We start from the raw sequence: 21,815 nt of genomic DNA, 5'->3' as shown, positions 1-21,815 counted from the left end.
CTCTCCCTCGCTGGTCTGGTCCGCTGTCCTACGCCGGCTGGTAATCACCGACGTCTGTCTGCCTGGCTGACCAGCCCCAGTCGAAGTTGGCCCTCTGCTGAGCCGGCTGCTCCGGGCCCGCCTGGTAAACCGTGGGCCTCGTCTGCTGCTCCCGGATGAACCGGGCCGGGTCGTCGACGGCAGCCTGCAGCGTCGCCTGCCAGTCCTCGCCGAAGTTCAACCTCAGGGACTCCTCGACGCCCGGGTGCCGCTTGCCGACCTCCTCCATCGCGTCGGTGAAGGCATTGGAGTAGATCCGCTGATGCTCCTCAGAGGAAAGGCCGTCGATGTCCATGCTCGCGAGCATGCTCTCCGACTGATCAAGCCGCTGCTGGAGGACCGGCGGCAGCCCGCGGGTGTCCAACCCCTGCTTCTTCGCGGCGAAGCCGACGAGGTAGCCCATGATGCTGCCCGCATAGGCGCCTTGGTCGTCGCGCTGCAGCCCGTCGAGCATCGGCCTGGCCATCGTCTCCGACAGCTGGACCTGGTGAGCGGCGGCGTCCATCGGCCGGCGCAGCGTGAACAGGCCGTCGTCGGGGATCCGACGACCGAGCTGGTCGTCGAACTCCCCGCTCCATACCTCGCGCACCCGGTCGGTGCCTGCCATTCGCTCCTCGTGCGGAGGGGCCTTGACAATACGGCCGTGTGCCATGCCGTTGAACATCAAGCGCATCTCAGGCTCGGATTCCATCCGCTCGCCGATGATCATCCGCGCCCGCTTGATGACTTCCTGCCGGTCCAGACCGTCCTCGGCCATCTGGCCGCGCAGCCGCTTGCGCATCGCCCGGTAGCTGGCGTAGATCTCGTTGCTGTCGTTCTCCGGGTCGCGCATTTTCCAGAAGGCGTTCTCCATGAGCGCGACCTCGGTCATCGCCGCCGACTCCGGGGTGAACATCTCGCGGTTGCCGCGCTCCCGGCGCTCCATCGCCGCCATCCGGCGCTGCCACTTCTTCGACAGGAACGCGTTGCGGTCGGTCTTCTTACTCTCCCGGCCCGCCATGAACTTTTCGTCCTCGGCAAGCGCCGGGTTCCGCTCCAGCTTCGCCGCGGTGCTCGCGGCGACGAGATCGTTGTGCTCTCCAGCCTTCCGCTCGGCGAACGACCGCATCGACTTGGTCCGAGCGTCGATGCGCTCCTGGATCTTGTCTTTGAGCGGCTGCAGGTAGCTGTCCATCTCCTTCTTGAAGTCGGGGGAGAGCATCCGCATCGCGACCATCATGCCGACGGCCTGAATGATCGAGTTGGGGTTCACCCCCCTCGTGAGCGGCTTGAGGCAGCCCTGCATCATCATCTGCATGTAGACGTGGTGCATGGCGTTGAACTTCTGCTCGCGCTCCCCGTCGTTGAAGCCGGGCACGAGCAGCTTGGAGTCGCGCAATGACTCCATGTACTTCTCGCCCGCCAGCTTGGTTTCCGCCCGCAGCTTGAGCAGTTGTTCGCGCTCGTCCAGGTCGTCGCCGTCGGTGGCAGCGCGCTCCTCGTTGGTCCTGCGCCGGCGGTCCCGGTCGGCCATCCGCGCCTTGGTCTTCGCGCCGAAGAACTCGCGGGCGCGGTCCCTCAGGCGCTCCCGCTGCGCGCCCGAGGAGTCCTCCGGTCCCGTCTCGTCGACAATCTCGGCGTCGACGATGTCCTCTTCGCTGCCAGGCCGCCATCCGGCGTAGATGTTCTGCCGCTGGTCCTCCGCCTGCGGCTGCTCGTCGCGAGGACCGCGGGTGGTGCCACTGGTGATTGGGACAGGCAGTGCCCTCGTCGCCCGCCCGCGACCCTCGGATCCAGTTCCCAGTTCCTTGTTCTGTGCCATGTCAGGACCCCATCTCGTAATCGTCGTTGATCCGCTGCTGCTCGTCGGACTCGAAGCTCGGCGTGTAGACCGGCCGCCGCGCGCCCACACCGACCGCGTGGGCCGAGCGCCGATTCGCACCCCGTGCACGGGCCGCGTCCGAGGTTTCGACGATCACGTCGCGCTTGACCACCGAGGCGTCCACCGCGATCTCCGTCGCCAGGGCATCCAGGTCGTGCTGGCCCAGAACGTCGAGCGCACGAGCCGAATCGGTCCTGGCCTTACGAGTCCCGACCGAGGCGAACTGTTCGTTCTTCTCGCCGTCGTAGACGCTCTCGCGGTTCTTGGCCGCCTGGACGAGGGTGTCGAAGTCGCCGCCGTAGGCCATCCGGTCCATCACGGTGCCCGCCAGCGACGGGTCCTCCTCGAGGTTGCGAATGAGCCCGGTCTTCGGGTCCTCCAGGGCGCGCGCCACGCGGGAGACGTAGTCCGGGTTGACCGTGACGCCGAAGCCCTCCTTGGACTCGTAGAACTCGACGAACTGGGCCTCCCACTCCTCTGCCGTGGCCTGGACCGGCTCGCCGTCGACGAACTCGGGCCGCCACTGGTTCGGACCGACGTGCTCGAGCCTGCGCCCGCGCCACAGGTCGCGCCCGGGGCCCTGGAGCATCTCGTACTTGTGCCGCGCCTCGGCCGCGTCGTGCTTGGCCTGCAGGATCGACTGCGTGACCGGGTAAGTCACCTCGAGCACCGCCTTGAGGTCCTCGCCGCGCAGGGCACGCACCGCGCGCTGGCTGAACGAGCCACCCAAGCCGGTGCCGTGGGCCTTGATCGCCGTGGCGAACATCGAGGCCTCCTGGTCCTCGTGGCTGATGCCCGGCGTGCCCGCCTCGTCACCAAGATTCCGCGCATAGTCGGCCAGCTTCTTCTCGCTGCCCTTGGCCCCGGTCTCCACGCAGACCTCGCGCACGCTGTCCAAGTGCGCCTGCCGGCCACCGAACGTCAGCGCCGCGCCGAACTCGCCGCGCTGGGCGCTCCGATAGAAGTCGGACAGCTGCGCCGTCACGTCGTCCTGACGCGCGCGGGTCGACTCCGCGTCCTCGGAGCCCGCCCCCCAGGTGATGAGGTTCGCCTCGCCACTCAGGCTGTCCAGCTCCTGGCGCAGCTCGGGGCTCTTCGACAGAGCCACCTGTGTGTCGAGGGAGACCTGCATCGCGAACGGGTGCGTGCCCCGCTCGCTCGCGACGCCCGTGTCCAGCAGGTTGGCCGGCACCGAGAGCTTCTCCATGGCCTCGGTCTTCGCGGCCTCGCTGTGCAGCTTCACCACGGCAACCGCGTCGCCGTCGAAGTCACCGTCGAAGCACTGGTCCATCACCGGATTGATCGCGGCTCCGGTGAGCCGGTCGTCGATCGCGACCCGCATGAAGCGCACGCCCGCGTCGCGGAGGACCGGGTCGCGCCACACCAGCGCGTGGTCGCCTTCAGCCAGCCCCAGCTGCTCGGCCCTGACCGAGCTCAGCGCGACCTGGTCGACATCCAGTCGCGGGTCCGCGGTCCACACCATCGTCGCCGAGTCGGACAGCCGCGAGGACATCAACCCGGTCTTGAAGATATTGTTCTTTCCGGTGAGCACCCGATTCTGCACGTCGGTCGTGATCGCCTCGAAAGACCGCTGGGCCCGCGAGACCGACTCGCTCATACTCCGACGCACCTCGGCACGCTTCTCCGACGACAGACCCTGGCCCTCGTCCAGCTGCTCGGCCATATACCGGTAGCGACAGGCCTCGACGAAGACATCTTGGTAGCAGCGCGTGTAGTCGTGCGTGACCGAGGTCCCGCCGTCGAACTCCTGGCCGCTGCGCAGGTGCGAAGAAAGCACAGGCAGCTTCCACGAGGCCGCGCTCACCGTCTCGGTTTGCTCGCCCGTCGGGTACGTCAGCGGGAACGGGATCTCCATGTCACCGCCACGGTCACCGATGAGGTCGCCGAAGGACTTGCGCATCGCCGTGGTGTTCAGCCCCGGGAGCTGGCCCTCCTTTCGCGGCTGCGTGCGCAGCAGCTCGGGCATCGCGATGAGTCGGCGCTCGGGCCGTTCGTCGGCGCTGTCGGCCTGGCCGACCACCCGAAGAGTGCCGTCGACCTCCATGTCCATGCCCGTCACCAGCAGGTACTCGCGCAGGTTCGACTCGGCTCCAGAGTTGTGGCCGTAAAACTCCCGCATGATCGCCGGGCAGTCCTGGGACTGCAGCGCCCAGGCCAGCTGCGAGGACGCCCTGCGGCCTTTGCCGGCGCGCACCTGCTCGTCGTCGTAGACCTTCGTCTTCTCATCAACGGCCATGTGGGTGATCACAAAGCGCATCTGCCCCACAGCGCCTGACTGCGCCGACCCATCGGGGGATCGCAGCGAACCGGTCCGGCCGGACATCAGCTCGCGCGCCGAGCCCGCGTTGCGCCGCGAGATCAACGAGAACGGACTCATCACCACGTCCATCTCGGGATTGGCCTTGAACCAGGCGACTTCCTGCTCGATACCCTGCGCGCGAGCCTCGTCCGATCCCATGTCCCGGTCGACGACCAGGGAGATGACGCCCTTGTTGCCGTGCAGATCGGAGATCTTGTCGCCGACGAGGAGGTCGCGCAGCTGGCCGGCGGCCCCGCGGATCCGGTGGCCCTGGGCGAACTCCGAGCTGACCACGATCGGGTCGTCAGCCGTCCAGCCTCCAAACGTCATCAACGCCGTGCCCGTGGGTCGGGTCACCTCGGAGGACTGCATGATCGTCGAGGCTGTCATCTGCTGACGGTCGAACGGGTCGTAGCGCAGCGTCTGCAGCTCAGGGCGGTTCATCAACGGCGCACGGGATCCCGTCACGGTCGCCGGGTCACCCGGTTCGATGGTCCCGTCCGGGCGCACCGAAGCATCCTCGGCGAGGTACCGCACGATGCCCTGGTTAGTCGCACCACCAGTCATCACGGGATCGAAGTAACCGCCGGGTACCTCCACCCGGTCCGTGCCCACCCCCGTGAGCACGGCCATGTTCCGCCCACCGGTCAACCGCCAGGCGTCGAAGCGGTTGTCGTCGGCCGGATCGGTGCGGTCGCGCTCGGACCGGTACTCGGCGTAGATCGTCGAGCCCTGCTTGATCTCGTTGGAGTAGCGCACGCGCTTGGCCTCGGTCCGCAGGATCGACGCCGTCCACTCGTCCAGCTCGGCGCGAATCTCCCCGGTGGACTCGTCGAGCTCGTACGACGTGGCCTGCTCGATGAAGTCGACCGGGTGCTTGGTGCCGTAAAGCTGCGAGTACACCGCGTTGAGCGAGGTCGGCTCGCCGGTCTGGCTGCGCCCGGAAACGAGGTCACCGGCGATCTGATACTGGATCCGCTCGTGCATGAGCTGCTCGTAACCGCGCAGGATCGTGCGCTTCTCGACCGAGGTCGGGGCCTCACCCGGCGTCGGCGCCGCGATCCGGGCTTCGTAGCCCGGGACGATGAGTGCGTTCTCGCCGCTGGCGAACCGGGTGACGATCTCGCCGTGCGCGCCGATGTCGAAAACCTGGCCGATCTCGCCGGAAACGAGCGTGGTCTTCCCGTCGCGGCGCAGCTTCTCGCCACTCCAGCGGATGACGCCCTGCTCGTCAACGAGGATCTCGCTCGGCGTCGTCGCGTTGCGCTCCAGACTCTCGCGAACGGTGCCGCCGATACGGCGCATGAACTCCGACTCGTGCTCGGCGATCGGTAGGGCGCGGTCGGCGTCGAACCGCACGATCCGGTCCTTGAACCGGGTCGTCTGGAAGCTCGTGCCCATCATCTCGTCGGGAGAGACCCCGCAGCGGCGCAGCGCCGAGGCCAGATTGTCCAGGTTCGACCACTGACCAGTCGGGCTGGTCATGTACTTCGCAACCCGAGCCGGGTCGAAGCGCTGCTCGATCCACTCGCCGTCGACCTCGTGGACCTCGGCCTCCCAGGTCCCGACCAACTCAAAGGGCACGTCCTCGGCATGTGCACGGACCTTGTCCGCCGCGAATCCGCCGTAGACCAGATTGCCCATAGCCACCTCGCCCGCCTGCAACTCACCAATCTCCTCCAGGCGCTCCTGGTACATCTCCTCAGTCGCGCCCGGGCGCAGCAAGTCGCTGCGCGCCCCGATGAGCACGTCCCAGTACGAGCGCTGAATCGCCGAGATCTCCGTGTCGGAGGAGTACTCCGGCGGCTCCAGCTCGTCGGGCGCGCCGCCAGTGCGCTCCAGCTCAGCCTCGGCGTGTGCGATGAGCTCTTCCACGCCGAGAGCCCCGCGCAGGTTCTCCCGCGCGCTCTCCACGGCCTCACGGGCGTAGGCCTCGGCCGGCTCGGCGTCGACGAAGAAGGTCGGCAACGAACGGTTCTTCGCGTCGCGGCGCAGCATGATCTTCGACCCAGGACGCGGGGCGCTCTCGCCGGGGACCACGTAGTCGGCCACGACGAACATCGACTCGCGGTCGACGTGGTAGCTGTCGGGCACGTCCACGATGGAGCGGCCGCGGCCGCGCTCGGGGTGGCTCGTGCCGACTTCGCCGACCGCCGCGCCCGGGAAGTCCTCGCGCTCGACGCGCTGGCCCAGGGCGAACCGCAGCAGCCGCACGGCTTCCGCCGGGCTAGGGGAGGGGACCGCCATGCCGCCGGGCACCCGATGGTTGGTGCTGTAGCGCAGGACCGTGCCGTTGTCATAGATGCGCGCCCCGGCGTACTCCTCCTGACGCGTGTCGGTGAGACGGATCTCCATGCCGGTCCCGGCGATCTTGGCCTTGATCTGGCCCGGATCGCGGTCGCGCAGCACCTCATAGCCCACGCCCTGCGACTTCAGCTCCTCGAGCAGCGCCGCCGAGCGCGCCACGGCGCGCTGGGACATGAAGCGGTTACGGTCGACGCGGCCGGTATGCGGGTCGCGCCCTCCGTCGATGACCCACTCGCGAACCTGGTCGTACTCCTGGCGGCTCATCTTGTCCATGAGCGCCGTGAGCCCTGCGGCATCGTCGTTGGTCATGGCGCGGCCCGCCTCGTAGGGCTTGCCCTCGTCATCGACGCGCCAGAGGACCATGTTCCCGTGCCGAGGGTCGGCCAGGTTCTCGACTTCGCCGCCGGCCACGCGCCCGATCGTCTCGTCGGGGAGGTAGACCAGCTCGGTCCCGGCCCGCTTCACGGTCGCGCGCTCGGACCAGTCCGGGTCGTAGGGGCTGATCGGCAGCCGCGCGGACCTCGGGTCGATCTGTGCGCCGACGCCGGTGGCACGGGTGAACTCCCGCTGCAGCGCCTGGTAGCGCTCGTTCCGCGGCGAATGGTCGCCGAACTGCGGTTCGTAGCCGGACACCTTCTCGGTAAGAGCACTGTCAAGCGCGGTGAGGCAGTCAGTGACGCCCAGCTGGGGGTCTGCGATCGCCATGCCCCGCTGCCCGAGGACCTCGTCAACCCTGGTGCGGACTGCCTTCGCCTGGGAGATTGGGATGACCTCTCCGGTCTGGTCCCTCGCCTGTTCGACTGCCTTGTAGTACACGTACTCGTAGAAGTACCTGCGCAGGCCATACGCCTTCTTCATCGCTTATCAGCCTCCTGTGGAGCCTCGGGGTTTCATAACTCTCTATAGATCATACCCCGATAAGTCGATAGGGAGTGATAAGCGATTCAGGATAGCGAGAGCAAAGGCAGTCTCACGCTAGTTGAGAGACAACCCCGGCGCCTGTCAGTCCGCCGCGCTACTTCGAGTTCATCTCGATGGCCATCGCGCGGTCGAAGCTGCCGTCGGCGATGACCTCCCAGCTCGGCAACGAAGCCAGGTACTGGTAGAAGGCCGCGTGGACCTTCACCGTCGCCAGCGACCGCAGATCCTCTTCGGTGACGTCTTCCTCGGCGAACACCCGCGAGCCCTCGTCAATGATCTTTCCGTTGATCCGGCGCGCCGCCTCGATGTACCGGTCGGACCGCACCTGGCTGATGTAGGTCTTCGACCCGTCCGCGCTGCGCAGCTCACCGTCCCCGCCGAGCGAGAAGTGTTCGTGGTCCTGCTCCAGCTCGACCTGCGCCGTCTTGTACGCCTCGCCGATCTCGATGTCCAGGCTCTTGATCTTCGCCGAGCCGTCCGGGTTGACCAGCATTTCCTTGCTGATGGTCCCCTCGGCGTAGACCTTGCGCTGCCGCTCGCTGTTGGCCGCCTCGCGCTCGGCGATCTCCGTGGCCACCATGACGTTATCGACGAACTCGTCCTCGTCGAACATCATCGTCGCCTCGTACTCCTCCGGGTCGACGACCACCGGCGCAGTCGGGTCATGCCCCTCGTTGACCGCAGTCATCATGGTGATGATCTCCATGACCTCGTCGGAGTAGACATCCGGATCCAGACGCTCGATGTCGACGTCCTTGTACTGGTAGGTCTCCTGGTAGAGCGTCTTGGCGTCCATAGCGCGGACTGCCTGGCGCATACGCTTGTTGAGCATCTTGACGAAGTCCGGCTGGTTCATCCGCACATCGAAGTCGATGGCCGAAGAAAGCGTCGGGATCGTCTGTAGCGAGTACTCGTGGCCCGGGTGGACGATCGTGTCCTGGAACAGCCGCCACGACATCGGCAAGATCGTCTGGTTGCGGTTCCAGATCGGAGCGTCACCAGCCCGAAAGACGATCGAGTTGCGCGGGGGGAGGAACGCCATGTCGTTGTAGGAGATCAGGGGCTGTTCCTTGGTGTTCATCGTGTAGGAGACGCGTCCCTCGGTCTTACCACCGACGACCTTGTCCAAGTCCTGGCTGATCTGCTTGGAGTCGATATAAGCCTTGTGCGTCTTGCCGCTCATCTTCTCCAGCGTCTCGATCATCGAGTCGTCGGTCGACTTGAGGAATACGATGTTGCTCGTGTTGCCCTGCACGATCTTGTCCACGCTCTCGCCATAGACGTCGCGCAGCTGCTGCAGCGTCTGCAGGATGAGGGTGAACTGCTGCTCCTGGCCCAGGCCGATAGAGAGCATCGTCTCGAAGCCAGAGATGCCATGGCCTTCCGACTGCAGGTTTCCGAGCTCGTCGAGCATGAACCGGGTCTTGTACAGCGGCTTCTGGTTCGACTTCGTCATGTACGACTTGTCGAAGTTCAGGTCGACCAACTGCTTGACCAGAATCAGGATGAGCTTCGCGTACTTCATCAGATGCGGGGGAGTCACCAAGAAAACAGCCTTCGGCGACTCCGAGTACCGCACCATCATCTGAGTAATCGCCCGCGTCTCACCCGAGACCTTCTCGGGGTTGCCACCGCCGGAGAAGTCCAGCCGGGTGTGCGGGTACATCGTGTCCTCGGGTTGGAACGACAGGATCTTCCCGTCCCGCGTGCCGCCCTTGCGCACCGGCCGCAGCTCACGCAGCACGCCATTCTTAATGATTTTCTTACCGGTGACCGGCTCGATGACGAAGTGCCGCCCGTTGAGCGAGACCTGGTAGTTCTTCTTGAAGTGGAAGTAAAACGTGCGCACCAGCATCTTCGACTGCGGGTTGACCAGCTCAAGCTTGATCCACGCCTCGTTGGCCGGAAACTTTCCCTTGAAGTAGTACCGCGCCCAGCCCTCGGTCGTGACGATGTCCGAGTGCTCGAACTCCTTGCCGAGGTCCTCGGTGAACATCGGGTCCCCGTACGCCGACCACACCGCCTGCAAGCCCTTGAGGTGGTCGCGCTTGAGGTAGTTCGGCGCGAAACGCACGCCGAATCGCCGTGGGAAGCTCAAGCCGCCCAGGTCCGTGTTCTGCGAAGGCTTACCGGAGGTCAGCGTCGAGATCGTCGGATCGGTGAAGAACGACATGGCCGTGATCGCAATGCCGTAGACCGAGGCGAGCATCTTTTCCGCGCCGGCCATCGCGCGCAGCGCATTGTTCGCGTTGCCTATGAGCGTGCGCATCGTGTTCGTCGGCAGTGCTTCCGTTGCGTTGAAGAACAGAGTGAGCATGTCCTGCTCAGCCTTGCCTTCCCACAGGAAGTCCTTCTCGGCGACCTTCTTCTGCTCCTCCTCCAGCAGCGCCTCGTCGTCCTCGAACTCCCCGGCCTTGATCCGCGTCTCCAGCTCCGCCGCCGGGTTCTTGATCTTCTTGCTCGTCAGCTGGACGAACAACTGGTAGCAGTTGTAGAGCGTGACCTTGCCCCACATGTCATCAAGCCGCTTCTCCAGCGTCTCCGGGTCCATGCACGTCAGCGCGGCCACCTCGCGCAGCTCGCGCTCCTCCTCGAGGTAGAAGTCGATGAGGCCATAGGCCGCGCGCTTGAAGGCGTTGTTCGCGGCATTAGGCCACACCGGGTCCTCGCCGCCGTCGAGAGGAAAGAACACATCGGCGATGTTCTCGACATAGAGCGCGCATTTGGTCGAGTCACCCTCGCGAGCGGCCTCAGCGGCCATCCCCAATGGATTGTAAATGTCCGTTTTCATTGCGTTGATGAGGTTGAACTGCACCGGCTCGAACCCGCGGGTGACCAGCGGGATGTAGTTCTTCACCAGCAGCTCGCCCTTGGGATCGTTGATGACCATGTTCGAGGGCTTTTTCTCGCGGCTCCACATGTCGAGCATCGGCTCGATGTAGGTCTGGCCCTTGCCGGCGCGGGTGATCGCCAGAACCATGGTGTTCACTGGCGCTGTGTCCACAATGTACGCCCCGGCCGGACGCTGGACCTCGTACTCCGGGAACTCCCAGTCGTCGTTGATGAGCTCGGCTACCGTCTTGTACTGACCGAGCTTGTCGCGGTTCTTGCCGTCGGGGTTGTACGGGATCAACGTCGTATCGTACTTCTGGCGCAGATCCTTGTCCCGTGGCAGGCCCGAGGCCTCGAAAAGCTCGTCGCCGAACTCCTCGTCAATGATCGGCCGCGTCTTGCTGATCGGGTTGCCCGCGTCGTCGTCCATCATCTCGCCGGCGTAGTAGATGAGGTTCCCGTCCTCGTCGATAACATCCTTCTCCGCGCGCTGGGAGACCTCGACAGTCCCCAGCCCCTTCTTACGGAGCATCATGTGACTGAGCATGGAGCTGACCTGCACGTTGGAGTGCGCACCCACGTCCGGAAACCAGTCGTAGTTCTGCTGAACCTCCTGAGGGAGCGCGATGTGCTGGTCGTTCTGGTACTGGTTGATGTCCGAGGTGTCCGACATCAGGTTCGCCGCGGCGATCCGGCGCGAGAACCAGGTGCCGATGACGAGCATCACCAGCAGGCCCGAGCCGAGCGTGACGAAGAGCTTGAAAGCCGAGACGGAGGCCAGCTGCTCACCTACGCTCGTCGCGCCTTCTCCAGAGCCTTTGGTGTCGCCCTCATCGGCACCCGACTTCTCCCTCGCCGGAGTCTCAGTCCACCAATCGGGGACCGGCACTTCCTCAGCGCTGGCATAGCACTTCGACCCGATCTCCGGGTTGCCCTTCTCATTCACCGGTCGGTAGCAGGTCACAGCCGCGCCACCCGGACCTGTCGTCGTGTCCTCGACGTAGTACGAACTCGGCGCGCTGCTGCTTCCGCCGCCCAGACCACCCGTCATCGTCGCGCCTACCGAGAGCACCGCCGTGGCAATAACCGAATACAGCAGCCAGGCCACGATCGCCACGATCACGCCCGCGATCACCGCAGTGACCACACCCGGGGTCTTCGACCGCCGGGCCTGGAGCTTGCCGCGGTCGAGCTGCTGGTCGTCGTAGACATCACGGTGTGCCAGCGTCTCGCCGGACGTGCGGGCCGAGATCTTGTCCCAGTTGCTCGCCCCCGGCCGCTTCGCCTTCCACTTGCTCTGCGCCATCGTCTTCCCCTGCTTCTTTTTGCGCCTCGCGCTGCTCTTCTGACCTTGTGCCTGTCCCCCGCACACGGCGACGCCGCACGGGGCCGGGCTCCGTGCGGCGTCGGATCATGCCGCTGAGCCCTAGCGGCTCAGCCCAAACCGGCCCCGCCGATGAAGCCCGCCACGCCGGAGAGCAACGAGAGCGCGACCATGAGAACGATGAGGATCTTGTTCGACCGCCCCTGCACTTCCGAGGCGCGCGCCAGCTCGTTGGCATAGGAGTCCTTGTCCGCCTGCATCTCGGCTAGACGCGCCGCGTAGCGACCGTCCATCGAGGTCTCGACCGTCTCGATCTGCAGGAGCAGATCGACCACGCGCGCGGTTTGAGAGTTGGTCCGTGCCCTCTCGATGTCGAGACTGTGCTGCCACTCGGCGTCGCGTGCCTGCATCTGCGTCACGGCGTCCTTGCGGTTGCGCTCGAGCTCGTCGTCCATCCGGCGGATGCGGTCGGCGTACTCGTTGCGCAGCGACTCCAGGAGCGATTCCTGCTTGCGCCGCAGAGTCCCGACCTCGTCGGTGGTCCGGTGGTGCTCGGCCAGAGCCTCGGCCTGAGCGATGTCGGCCTTGCGGTTGTCGTCGACGATCCGCTGGATCTCGGCCTTCCACTGACCCAGGCGCTCTTCCTCGACGTCCAGGTACTCCGACTGGCGCTCAGCCAGCAACTCGAAGATCCGAGTCGTGCCCACCTGCATCTTCAGCTGAGCGTCGGAGCGCCGCACGCGCAGGATCTCCTGCTGGTCGTGCGAGTACGCGTTCTCGATGACCCGGTCGATCTCGGCAACCGCGTCGGCCTGTTCCCGCTCCATCTTCGGGCGGTTGCGCTCTTTGTACTGGATCTCAGCCTGGATCGCGGCCTGCTCGGCGATCTTCTTGGCCTGGTCCTCGTAGTCCTTGACGACCCGGGCCTTGGTCTCCCGGATCCGCTGCTCCTTCTCCGCCTGGCGCTGCAGGTGCGCCTGCTCGGTGCCCTCCTTGAGCACCTTGTACCGGGAGCCCTCGCGGTCGGTGGCAACGTCGCGGATGACCTGCTCTACGTGCGCCGACATGAGGTTGACGTAGAGCGTGCGAAGTTCGTCCTCGTGCGCGTAGCGCAGTTGGGCGAGGTCGGCATTCGCCTGCCGGTTGAGCTGGGCAACCTGGTCACCGAGCCATTCGGTCGCGCCCTGGGGCACCCCGATCTGCACGACCGGTGCGCCGATGGCGAACGTCGCGTTGAACTCGTCGAGCCGCACCTCGAGGTCGAGGTCTTCGGAGAGGAACCGGCGGGCGATGACCTCGCGCACCTGATCCTGGTCGGCCAGCAACACCACGTCGTCGGGGTTCTGGGGCCAGATCCCCTCGCCGTCGGTCGCCTGATCATCGACCTCGTCGTACTCATCGAAGCCACCGGTTTCGTCAAAGGCCGGCTCCGCCTCGACCGCGGCCGGAGGCGCGCCGTCCTCGGTGCCGAAGTCGATGGGCTCGTCATTGAAGACCGGCCCACCTCGACCCTCGTCGAAGACCGGCTCGTCGCCGGCGTCACCTGCAGCTCCAGTCTCGTCGCCGGGGATCGGGTCGAAGATCTCGTCATCCTCGTCGTCACCGTCCACGATGGCCGGGATCACCTCGGTAGCCGCGTCCGCGCTGGCGGCGACCGTCTCCTCGGTGACACCGCTGTGCTCCTTCCACGCCTGAGCGCCGACGGCCTCCTGGAGGCTCGTGTAGCCAGAAGCCACGGCTTTCGCCTGGGCGAACGTCGCCTCCGCCACCAGGTCGACCAGGAGATCTCCGCTGGATTTCTGCCACACGACGGCCCAGGCGTACTCGGCACCGGTAAGAAGCGAGTACTCCTCCATCCGGACCAGCGTCTCCTCGCTGGGGATGATGCCGAAGACCTCCTCCTCCAGCATCTCGGCCGTCGCCACGGTCTTGATCTGGTCGGAGCCAATGAGCTCGATGATCGAGCCCTTGGCCTCGTCCCGGCCATGCCGCTTGCTCAGGCCCTCAATGGCCTCCGCTGCGAGCACGAGCATGACCCACGCCGTACCACTGGGAAAGACGAACTGCGTGTTCGACCGCAGCAACTCCACAGCCGCGGGAATCGCCGTCTCCCTGACCACGGAGGACAGGAGTTCGTCCGGCTTCTTTTTCCGACCCCTCTTACGGCTTCCCGTAGCCGTACCCAGAATGCCCATGAGTGTCGATCCCTTCGCTGATGAAACATCAGTTCGCCTGGTTTATGAGTATCCTATCGTCGTCTTATCGATAACGGCAATACTGATGATTCTAGAGAAGAATCAATGACTCTCGGAATGCGATTCGACTGGTGGTCGCTGATCAACCAGCCCTGCTTCAGCGCACCGCGCTGACCTCGACGTGGGCGTCCGACCGCAGCAGCCCCTTGTCGTCGCTGACCAGATCGCCGACGACGTCGATTCGGATCCGCCGCTCCGAGGAGTGCTCGTTGATGAACGTCGCCACTGCGGTGGTGACCTCTTCGGTCATCTTCGCCACGGCCACGCGCGCGCCACCGGCGTCCGAGTCGGTGTCGCCCTTGTCCTCGACGAGGTACTGGAGCACCTTCTTGTCCACCGTGGTCCGCACGTTGTGCTTGACGAGCACCTCTTGGATCATCTGGCGCAGCTTGTTGCGCACGATCTTCTCTTGCGTCGCCAGCGACAACGGCTGGAACGGCACGATGGTGTCGATACGGCCCAGGAGCTCGGGCGGGAAGCGGTTGCCGGCCGAGGTGTCGGAGATCGAACGCCGGATGAGCTTCTTGTACTCCTCGAGCTGCTTGCCTGAGCCCGTATCGTCCTCGGCGTACTGTGCGATCGTCTTGTAGATCTCCGAGCCCGCGTTCGTCGTGAGCACGATGTAGGTGTTCAAAAACGAGACCTCGCGGTTGTTGTCGTCGGAGAGCCGGCCGTCATCCAGAACCTGGAGGAGGACGCGGGTGACCATCGGCGACGCCTTCTCGATCTCGTCGAAGAGCAGCACGGCGTGCGAGAGGTCCCAGACCTTCTTTGTCAGCTCCGAGCGGAAGAGCCTGAGCGAGGAATCCTGTGCGAATTCGGACATATCGAAGCGGATTAGGTGCCGCTGGTCGTCGCCGAACAGCAGCTTCGCCAACTGTTTCGTGAGCTCGGTGTTGTGCGTGACGACGAAGTCGCCGGCCTGGTAGAGGTGCTCGTCGTCGTCGACGTAGATGCACACCATCGGTTCGGTGTGACCGAGCTTCTCGATCGACCGGATGCCGACATAGTCGAGCGTCTTCTCGCGGTGCTTGTTCATGCCCGCCGCGTGCTGCGCGATCTCCCGCTTGCGAGACAGCGCGAAGAACCGCTCCTTGTCCATGTTCCGGGTCTTGACCCGGACGATGTACTCGGTCCGCGTCTTGCCCTCTCGATCACTCGTGCCGATCGTGCTCGAGACCCCCAGGGAGTACAGAAGCCGTTGCACGTCGAGTGCCAGACCCTCCGAGGTCGTCGAGTACGACACGTTGTAGCGGTCGCCGTCAGCCTGGCCGATGGTGCCGTCCGTGTCGAAGAGCCCTCGCACGAGGTCCCAGCGTTGCTCGATCGAAGCCGTCATGTACGGCTCAGGGATCCGTTTGTGCTCGGACGTCTTGTTGCGGACCTCCGGGAGGTCGCCGACAAGATCCTCGACCTGAACGTACTGGACGACGGCGTGCGAACCCGGCCAACGACCGCGCTGGGTGCGCCGCGGCTCGGGAAGTCGGAAGCCCCGGCCGAAGTTGCGCTCGTTCCTCACGTGCTCAGCGTCGAGCAGTTCTGCGACTCGGGCCACCAGCTCTTCGTCCATAGACGAGAGGTGGAACGCGTGATCATGGGTCGGGTGAAGGCATCCGTCGCCGATCGCTGCGCCCATCACGTACGGGTGGACAGCCAGATCCCGAACGGGCCACTGCACGGCCTCGTTCATCGGGATGACGTACTTCATCCCCTGACGACCGTCACGCTTCTTGTTGACCAGGCCTTTGTTCATCAGCGTCTGAGTGCTGTAGATCGTCGGGCCCTGTTCACGGCTCTGCCGACTCGGATACACCGCCCACAGATGGTTGTCCGACACGTCGAGCGTGCGCCCGTCGCCGAGCGTGACCCGGTACACCTCGCATTCACCCTGGGGGAAAACGCCGAGGATCGTCTGCGGCCGTCCGTCGCGCGCGAAGCAAAAGTCGCCCGGCACCAGAGCGCCGGCCTTCTTCCACGAAACTGATCCGTCGGCGGACCACACGGGGATCTCCGTCGAGCAGGTGGTCGCCTTGCCGACCCCAGTGCTACCCGTGAAAAGCATGGACGCCTCAGGGCGTGACTTGTCATTGAGATCCGCCACCGACAGCTGCAGCCGCCTGGCCACCGCGCTCGTTGCCAGGTCCTGACTGAACACCTTCGCGTCCAGTTGTTGCTTGATCTTCGCGCCATCGACCTTGAAGGCCACATTGACGCCCAGGGACTCCTGGAGGACCTCCGAGAGCAGCTCACGGTCCATGGGCCGCTTCGTCAGGCGGTGCCAGCCGACCATCGAGTCGAGCACGAGGATCGACTTGCGCGGCTGCGCGCTGGCCGGCATGTAGCGCTGCGTGTACTCGTAGATCTGCCGGAAGATGTGGTCGTCGTAGAACTGGTCGGCGACCCCGTAGCGCTCGGCCATCCCCTGCAGGATTTCGATCGTCGTGTCCTGATCCGGCGGGTTGAGATTGATGCGCTGCAGGCGTTCGACCAGCGGCTGGTTCGGCGAGATGTGCTTGTGGAACTCGTCATACGTCGTCGCCGCGATGATCCTGATGCCGCGTATGCCTGAGGCCGCGAGCACCGGCTTGATCGCCTCCACGGCCGCGTCCGAAAGCTGGACGATCTGGTGGAACTCGTCGATGACGAGCACCAGCTCCTGCCCCTCGTCTTTAACGAAGCGCTCGGCTTCATCGAAGAAGCCCTTGAGCATCGAGGCCATAAGATCCCCGTCGCCGGCCTCGAAGATCATCCGCGCCGGATCGACCTCCAAATAGAGGCGCTTCTTGTCCGCGAGCATCGTCGCCTGGGCTAGGGCCGTCTTTCCGGTACCCGCCTCGGCTAGCAACAGGGCATTACACAGCTCGGCGCGGCTCATCGAGGCCAGCAGCTGCATCTGTTCGCGCTCGCGCCCAACGATCTTTCGCTCGGCCTTCTTGAGCGGGTCCGACAGCTTGGACAAGAGCGGATAGCTCTCCGTGAGGCGAGGATCGTTGAACATGCTGCGCGACACCTCTCGGCAGGACTCGAATTCACTTGATAGATCAGTCAAACTCTATCATGAATGGCACTCGACAAGGCAATTACAAGGTAATTGATGTCGACTCTCGCTCGGCTCGGGTTGGCCGGATCAGTCGCCGTACTACGACTCGCCACCCCCGCGCCAGGAACGCGCCGAAAAGGCCCCCGGAGGTTACTCCGGGGGCTTTTTCTATAGGGGCTCGAGAGAAGTCTCAACCGACGGCAGGCTCTTCCATCTCGGCCGACTGCTCGGCAGCGAGAGCCGTAGCCTGCGCCTCCTTGGCTGAGGTCTGGGCCTCGCGTGCCGCGCGCATCGAGGCGAACTGGTTGTCCAGGGTCGTGCTGTCGACCTTGAACTCGGAGGCCTCGACCGACTTGGTGTTGACCACCAGGCCGGTGCCTCGGGAGGCCGGCATCACGTTGCCCTTGAAGCCGTAGAGGGTGCCGACCTTCTGGCTGTCCTTGTCGAGGATGGGCTCGGTGTTCGGACCGGCGGCCTTGATGATCTCGTCCATCTGGCTGACCGAGTACGGCGCGCCGTTGTTGTAACGGGTCTTGCCGTCGTCGCCCTTGATGCGCTCGGACTTCAGGTGCAGGTTCGTCTGCTCCGGACCGCGCGTGTCGCGGGCATCCACCTGAACATCGGAGAACACCGACTTGCCGTCCTTGGTCTTGCCGTTGTCGTAGACCTTGGCTACAAGATTCACGCCGGTCATCGCGCCCTTGCCCTTGAGAAGTGCCATGATCTCGTCCTTTCGTCGTTCCGGCTGCCACTCGACAGACCGGCCATGATCAGTCGCATCGTCCGGACAAGACCTGTGGTGCCCGCCGAACGCTTTCTACGCTAATACTCCATAGAGTATTCAGCAAGCATTTGACTCGTCTGTCTACTCGCCTTGCGTGCTACTCAACAAGCTAGTCGGCTCGGGCTCGGGCTCGTGGACGGCGTCGGCACTGGTCACGGCCGCATCGATCTGCGCCTGGACGCGCACCACGAGACCCGAGTCCAGCGACGAGGCCTTTGACCGCCTCATCTGCGCCGCCTGTTCACGCTCGGCGCGCAGCTCGGCGATCTTCGAGCGCAGCACCAGCGGTCCTGCCTTGCCCTCGGCCGCGACTGTCAGCTCACGGGAGACCCGGGTCATGGCCGCGACATCGTCCACCGGGAGGTCGGAGATCGCCTCGGACTGGCCGGACTCGTCGAGATACTCCATCGCTGCCAGTAGCATCCGCCGGCGCTCAGTCGCCGCCGCTACGAACCTCGCCCGCGCCTTCGGCCCGACCTCGACGTCGGTGACGAAGTCGTAGCCGAGGTGATGCAAATCCAGAGCCTTGACCTCGTTGAAGTCGTGTGCCGTACCCGCCACGATCGCCAGATCGGCGCTGACTGCACCCGCGTCGGTCCCGGAGTCCTCTCCACCGGCGGGCCCCACCTGCAGCATCAGACCCGAGGACGCCAGGCCGGCGCGCAGCGCACCGAGACGCTCCTCATAGACCCGCTTCATCGTCGCGATCCGGGCGTCCAGCACCGCCCTACCGGCCCTGCCCTCGGTGAGGTGCCTGCCGCCCGGCTGATCGTAGATGTCCCGGCCCAGTTGCTCGGCCTGTGCGCTGTCCTTCATCTTCTGCAGCGAGGCATCCTGGCGCAGCGCCATGAGCGAGAGCAGCCGCTGACCGTAGTCCGCGGCTTGCCTCTGCTGTTCGTGCCACTGGTCAACGTCACCGAGGAACGGCAGAAAGTGCTGATACTTGTTCATCACGCGCCGGTGGTAGTCCTCCTCGAAGCGGTAGAAGTCGTAGAGCGGGCGCGAGTTCTCCGTCGCGACGTCGGCCTTCTCTGCTCGCTCCCACTGGCGCGCCAAGTTGTGGTAGGCACTGGCCCTGTCCTTGTGGTGCTGCAGGCGTGAGGCATAGCTGCGCAGACGCAAACCGAAGGAAACCAGGTCGTCCTCGGCGTTCTGCGCGTCGCTGCCTTCCCTCTGCCGGTCCGCCGCCAGCATCGCCATCTGCTCGTAGTCCATCCCCATGACCTCGAGCATCGGCGTGCGCACCCGCAACTCGGCCTCGGGCATGGCTCGCAGCATCTGGTACACGCCGTTGACGGCGCGCTCCATGATCTGACCCCGGCCCCGGTCGACCAGGCGCTGCCACTCTTCGGTGGACAGGCCCTCGTTTTCGCGCCGCTGGTTGGCGTAATCAACAACCCGCTCCATCGCCTCCGGCAAGGGAGAGCCGGAGCGCTCCAGCTGCTCGGTTACCAGCTCGGAGACAAGCTGATTCGCCTTGCGCATGCGCGCGTCGTTCGAGCCGGCACGCCACAGCGTCCGGTCCTCAGGCAAGCACGCCAGCAGGAATTGGGGGAGCGACTCGGCCCTGATGCGCTCGTGCGCCCAGCGCTTGATGAACGTGGTGACGTTGCGGCGCTCGTACCCGACGGCGCTGGACAGGTGCGCGACCGCCTGCTTCTCGTCAAGCCAGGCGTCGACGCCGCGGCGCAGCCGCGATTTGTGCCGGTCGAGCAGCTTGCCGCGCTGGGTGCCGTCCTTCGTGAGCGAACCCCTACCCGCATCGATCATCGCCAGGTGGCAGTGCACGTGCTCGGTATCGACCTGGATCACGCCGACATAGCGCAGGTCGTCAAAACCACTGCTACCGGCGGCCATCCGGTCCAGGCCGTGCATGATCGCCATCCGCAGCTTCATCTGGTCGATGTGACCGCGGTAATCCCCGCGCGCATCGCAGTGAAAATCCTGGTCGACGATGCCGTGCTTCTTCAAGTACGCCTCGTCGAACGAGAGCACCGTCTTGAGCACGGTCTTCCCATTCTCGAAGCCCTTCTGGATGTCCTTGGACGCCGCCCGCAGCTGTTCGTCGGAGAGTGAGACCGAGCCGTAGCCGAAGGCCACGCCGCCATCACCCTGGGCCTGCCGCATCTCCTGTTTCGCCACCTGACGACCGACGGCTACCGAGGGCGCACGTCCGGCTCGCTCCACCGCCGACTCCCTGGCCATGTAGCGCATGATGAAATCATCAGTGCGCAGACGCTGAATGGGAGCGAGTGACTCGGTCGCCTGCTCGCGTGCCATGTAACGAGTCACGTAGTCACCTGGCGTACCGCCGCGAGACCCCTTGCTACCGGATAACGGCACGCTGAACTCGTTGACTATGACCACCGACTGCTTCAGCCCCATGACCCTCATCCCTCCGTCTTGTGAAGCACCGAGGCCCCGACCGCTGTCCTCCAGCGACCGGGGCCTGCACTTCACTCCTTCTACTTCTCCGCCCGGACGTCAGGCCCCCAGGCCGTGCTCGTCGTCGCCGAGGTCGAGGTCGGCGGCGCGGCGGGCGACCTCGCGCTTGCGCTCGTCGAAGGTCGGCGCGGGGGCCTCGGGGCTGCGGGTCTGGCGCCCCTCGCGCTCCAGGTCGCTCTCAAAGCCGAGATCAAGGTCGTCGCCGTCATTTTGGCTCTCGGCTTCGGACGGAACAGCGATCTTCATCTCGGTGGCGTGCAGCGCGCGGGCTACCCGCTCGTGATAGAGGTTCTCCGGCGTGCCCGGGATGCGCTCCCGCTCCGCCTGGTACTGCTTGCGCTCGGCGGCGATCTCCGCCTCGATCTGCAGCAAGCGCGCGCCCACTCCGTCCACCGCGGGCTCCGCCTGGGTGGCGGGGTGCACGATCTGCCCGGCCTGCTCGACCAGGTCCAGCTCCTCCGCGCTGAACAGCGAGTTGATCGCGTCCGATCGCGCCCGCAGGCCCCGCTCGTTGACGACCGCCTCGGTGCGCTGGATGCCATTCTTGGAGTGGTCGACGAAGTAATCAGTAAGGTCGTAACCGGAACCGGAGAGGTCAATCTCGAGCCCGGCGATGTTGTGCACCTGAGTGAACACCACCGGGGTATCGGTCTCCGTGCCCGATGGTGCCAGCACCAGCGTGTCCACCGTGGTCGGCAGCTCCCATTCAATGCCAATGATCTGCTCGGGCACAGAGAAGGTGCTGTTGAAGTAGCCCTTGCTGGCCAACACGACCATCTGCTGATCGTCGAATTCGTAGAAGGCGTCGACCTTCTCACCCTGACCGGGGGAGTAGGTCACCTGGGAGATCCCGTACGGCAGCGCCTCGACCGGCGTGACCGAGCGCAGTTCGCCGGTCATATGCAGGTAGGGCCGGTAGTTCTCCTCCTTGCCACGGTGCTTGAGCTCAACCGATTCCACGAGGACGCCAATCTCGGCGGCCAGCCCCTCGTAGCGGTACGTCTCGACACCGCGCTCGCGCAGGACCCGATCGGCCCACACGTCGTTCATCGTCAGTCCTGCAGTGCGCATCACTTGCTCCTCTTCCGGCTGTTCTTCTTGCTCTGGTGGTCGGCCTGGAGTACGGGACTGCGCTGCGGCGCGATCTCGGTGTCGGATTCCCCGGCGCGGCCGGCGCGGACCCTCTGGATCCTCCGCGTACTCCAGCGCCACATGGCGCGCATCACGGCGATCTCACCGGCGGCCAGGATCAGGACCAGGAAGAGCAGCGGCATCAGCCACATCGCGACCGACCCAGCCGTGGTCAGCAAGCCCTGGGACGCTCCGGACTGCCGATGCAGCCAGGCACCGAGCATCGGGATGGCGACCATGGCGGTGACGAACACCAGCAGGTAGTCGGCGATGAGGACGGCCAAGCGGAAGAACCCGGCCCAGATCACGACCGGAAGCCCGTCTCCGCTCTTCCTCGGGGACAGCCGTCCCCACGCCTTGCCCAGCTTCGAGGACCGCTTCTCCTTCCGCTTCTTCACGGCCTTCGTCGCAGCGGGCTTCTTCGCCGGTGCGGCTGCCTCGTCGACGTCGTCGATCCGCTTGGTCTCGTCCGTCTGGTCCAGGGTCTGGGTCGTCATGGCCGTCTCGTCCTTCGTGTCGTCGTTGCGCTTGTGTGTCTGGGGGATGAACGCCCTAT

The 21,815-nt window shown here is 65.2% G+C and carries 9 protein-coding genes; all 9 read right to left on the bottom strand.

The annotated features are described in order from the left end of the window. Positions 1 to 28: 28 nt before the first annotated feature. The 9 genes from ACRXBZ_RS07975 to ACRXBZ_RS07935 all read right to left on the bottom strand — a co-directional run bounded on the left by ACRXBZ_RS07975 (position 29) and on the right by ACRXBZ_RS07935 (position 21,756). Positions 29 to 1,840, bottom strand: a complete 1,812-nt coding sequence (locus tag ACRXBZ_RS07975; RefSeq protein WP_433878504.1) for a hypothetical protein — start codon at positions 1,838 to 1,840, stop codon at positions 29 to 31. Between the two features lies 1 nt (position 1,841). Continuing rightward, on the bottom strand, positions 1,842 to 7,385 hold the full coding sequence (locus ACRXBZ_RS07970) for a hypothetical protein (protein ID WP_433878503.1): 5,544 nt from the start codon (positions 7,383 to 7,385) through the stop codon (positions 1,842 to 1,844). A gap of 157 nt (positions 7,386 to 7,542) precedes the next feature. Then, a complete protein-coding gene (locus tag ACRXBZ_RS07965; protein ID WP_433878502.1) occupies positions 7,543 to 11,586 on the bottom strand; it encodes a type IV secretory system conjugative DNA transfer family protein in 4,044 nt (1,347 codons plus the stop codon). Positions 11,587 to 11,714: 128 nt separating this feature from the next. Continuing rightward, complete coding sequence (locus ACRXBZ_RS07960) at positions 11,715 to 13,799, bottom strand: coiled-coil domain-containing protein (protein WP_433878501.1); 2,085 nt, start codon at positions 13,797 to 13,799, stop codon at positions 11,715 to 11,717. Positions 13,800 to 13,956: 157 nt separating this feature from the next. Continuing rightward, positions 13,957 to 16,857 (bottom strand): AAA family ATPase, encoded by a 2,901-nt coding sequence (locus tag ACRXBZ_RS07955; protein WP_433878500.1) that lies wholly within the window; start codon positions 16,855 to 16,857, stop codon positions 13,957 to 13,959. Between the two features lie 232 nt (positions 16,858 to 17,089). Continuing rightward, complete coding sequence (locus tag ACRXBZ_RS07950) at positions 17,090 to 17,620, bottom strand: hypothetical protein (RefSeq protein ID WP_433878499.1); 531 nt, start codon at positions 17,618 to 17,620, stop codon at positions 17,090 to 17,092. 144 nt (positions 17,621 to 17,764) lie between these two features. Beyond that, positions 17,765 to 20,068, bottom strand: coding sequence for a relaxase MobL (gene mobL / locus ACRXBZ_RS07945; protein ID WP_433878498.1), 2,304 nt, complete (start codon positions 20,066 to 20,068; stop codon positions 17,765 to 17,767). A gap of 99 nt (positions 20,069 to 20,167) precedes the next feature. Then, complete coding sequence (locus ACRXBZ_RS07940) at positions 20,168 to 21,199, bottom strand: hypothetical protein (RefSeq protein WP_433878497.1); 1,032 nt, start codon at positions 21,197 to 21,199, stop codon at positions 20,168 to 20,170. Next, the gene (locus ACRXBZ_RS07935) at positions 21,199 to 21,756 is read right to left on the bottom strand and encodes a hypothetical protein (RefSeq protein WP_433878496.1); all 558 of its coding nucleotides are present in this window, start codon (positions 21,754 to 21,756) and stop codon (positions 21,199 to 21,201) included. Before ACRXBZ_RS07935 ends, ACRXBZ_RS07940 begins: the two co-directional genes overlap by 1 nt. Positions 21,757 to 21,815 lie beyond the last annotated feature (59 nt).

The sequence above is a fragment of the Saccharopolyspora hattusasensis genome, from assembly GCF_050972075.1.
In the GTDB taxonomy this organism is placed as follows: Bacteria; Actinomycetota; Actinomycetes; order Mycobacteriales; family Pseudonocardiaceae; genus Saccharopolyspora; species Saccharopolyspora hattusasensis.
The sequence above is the reverse complement of the archived record's forward strand: the minus strand, read 5'-3'. Positions and strand labels throughout refer to the sequence as shown.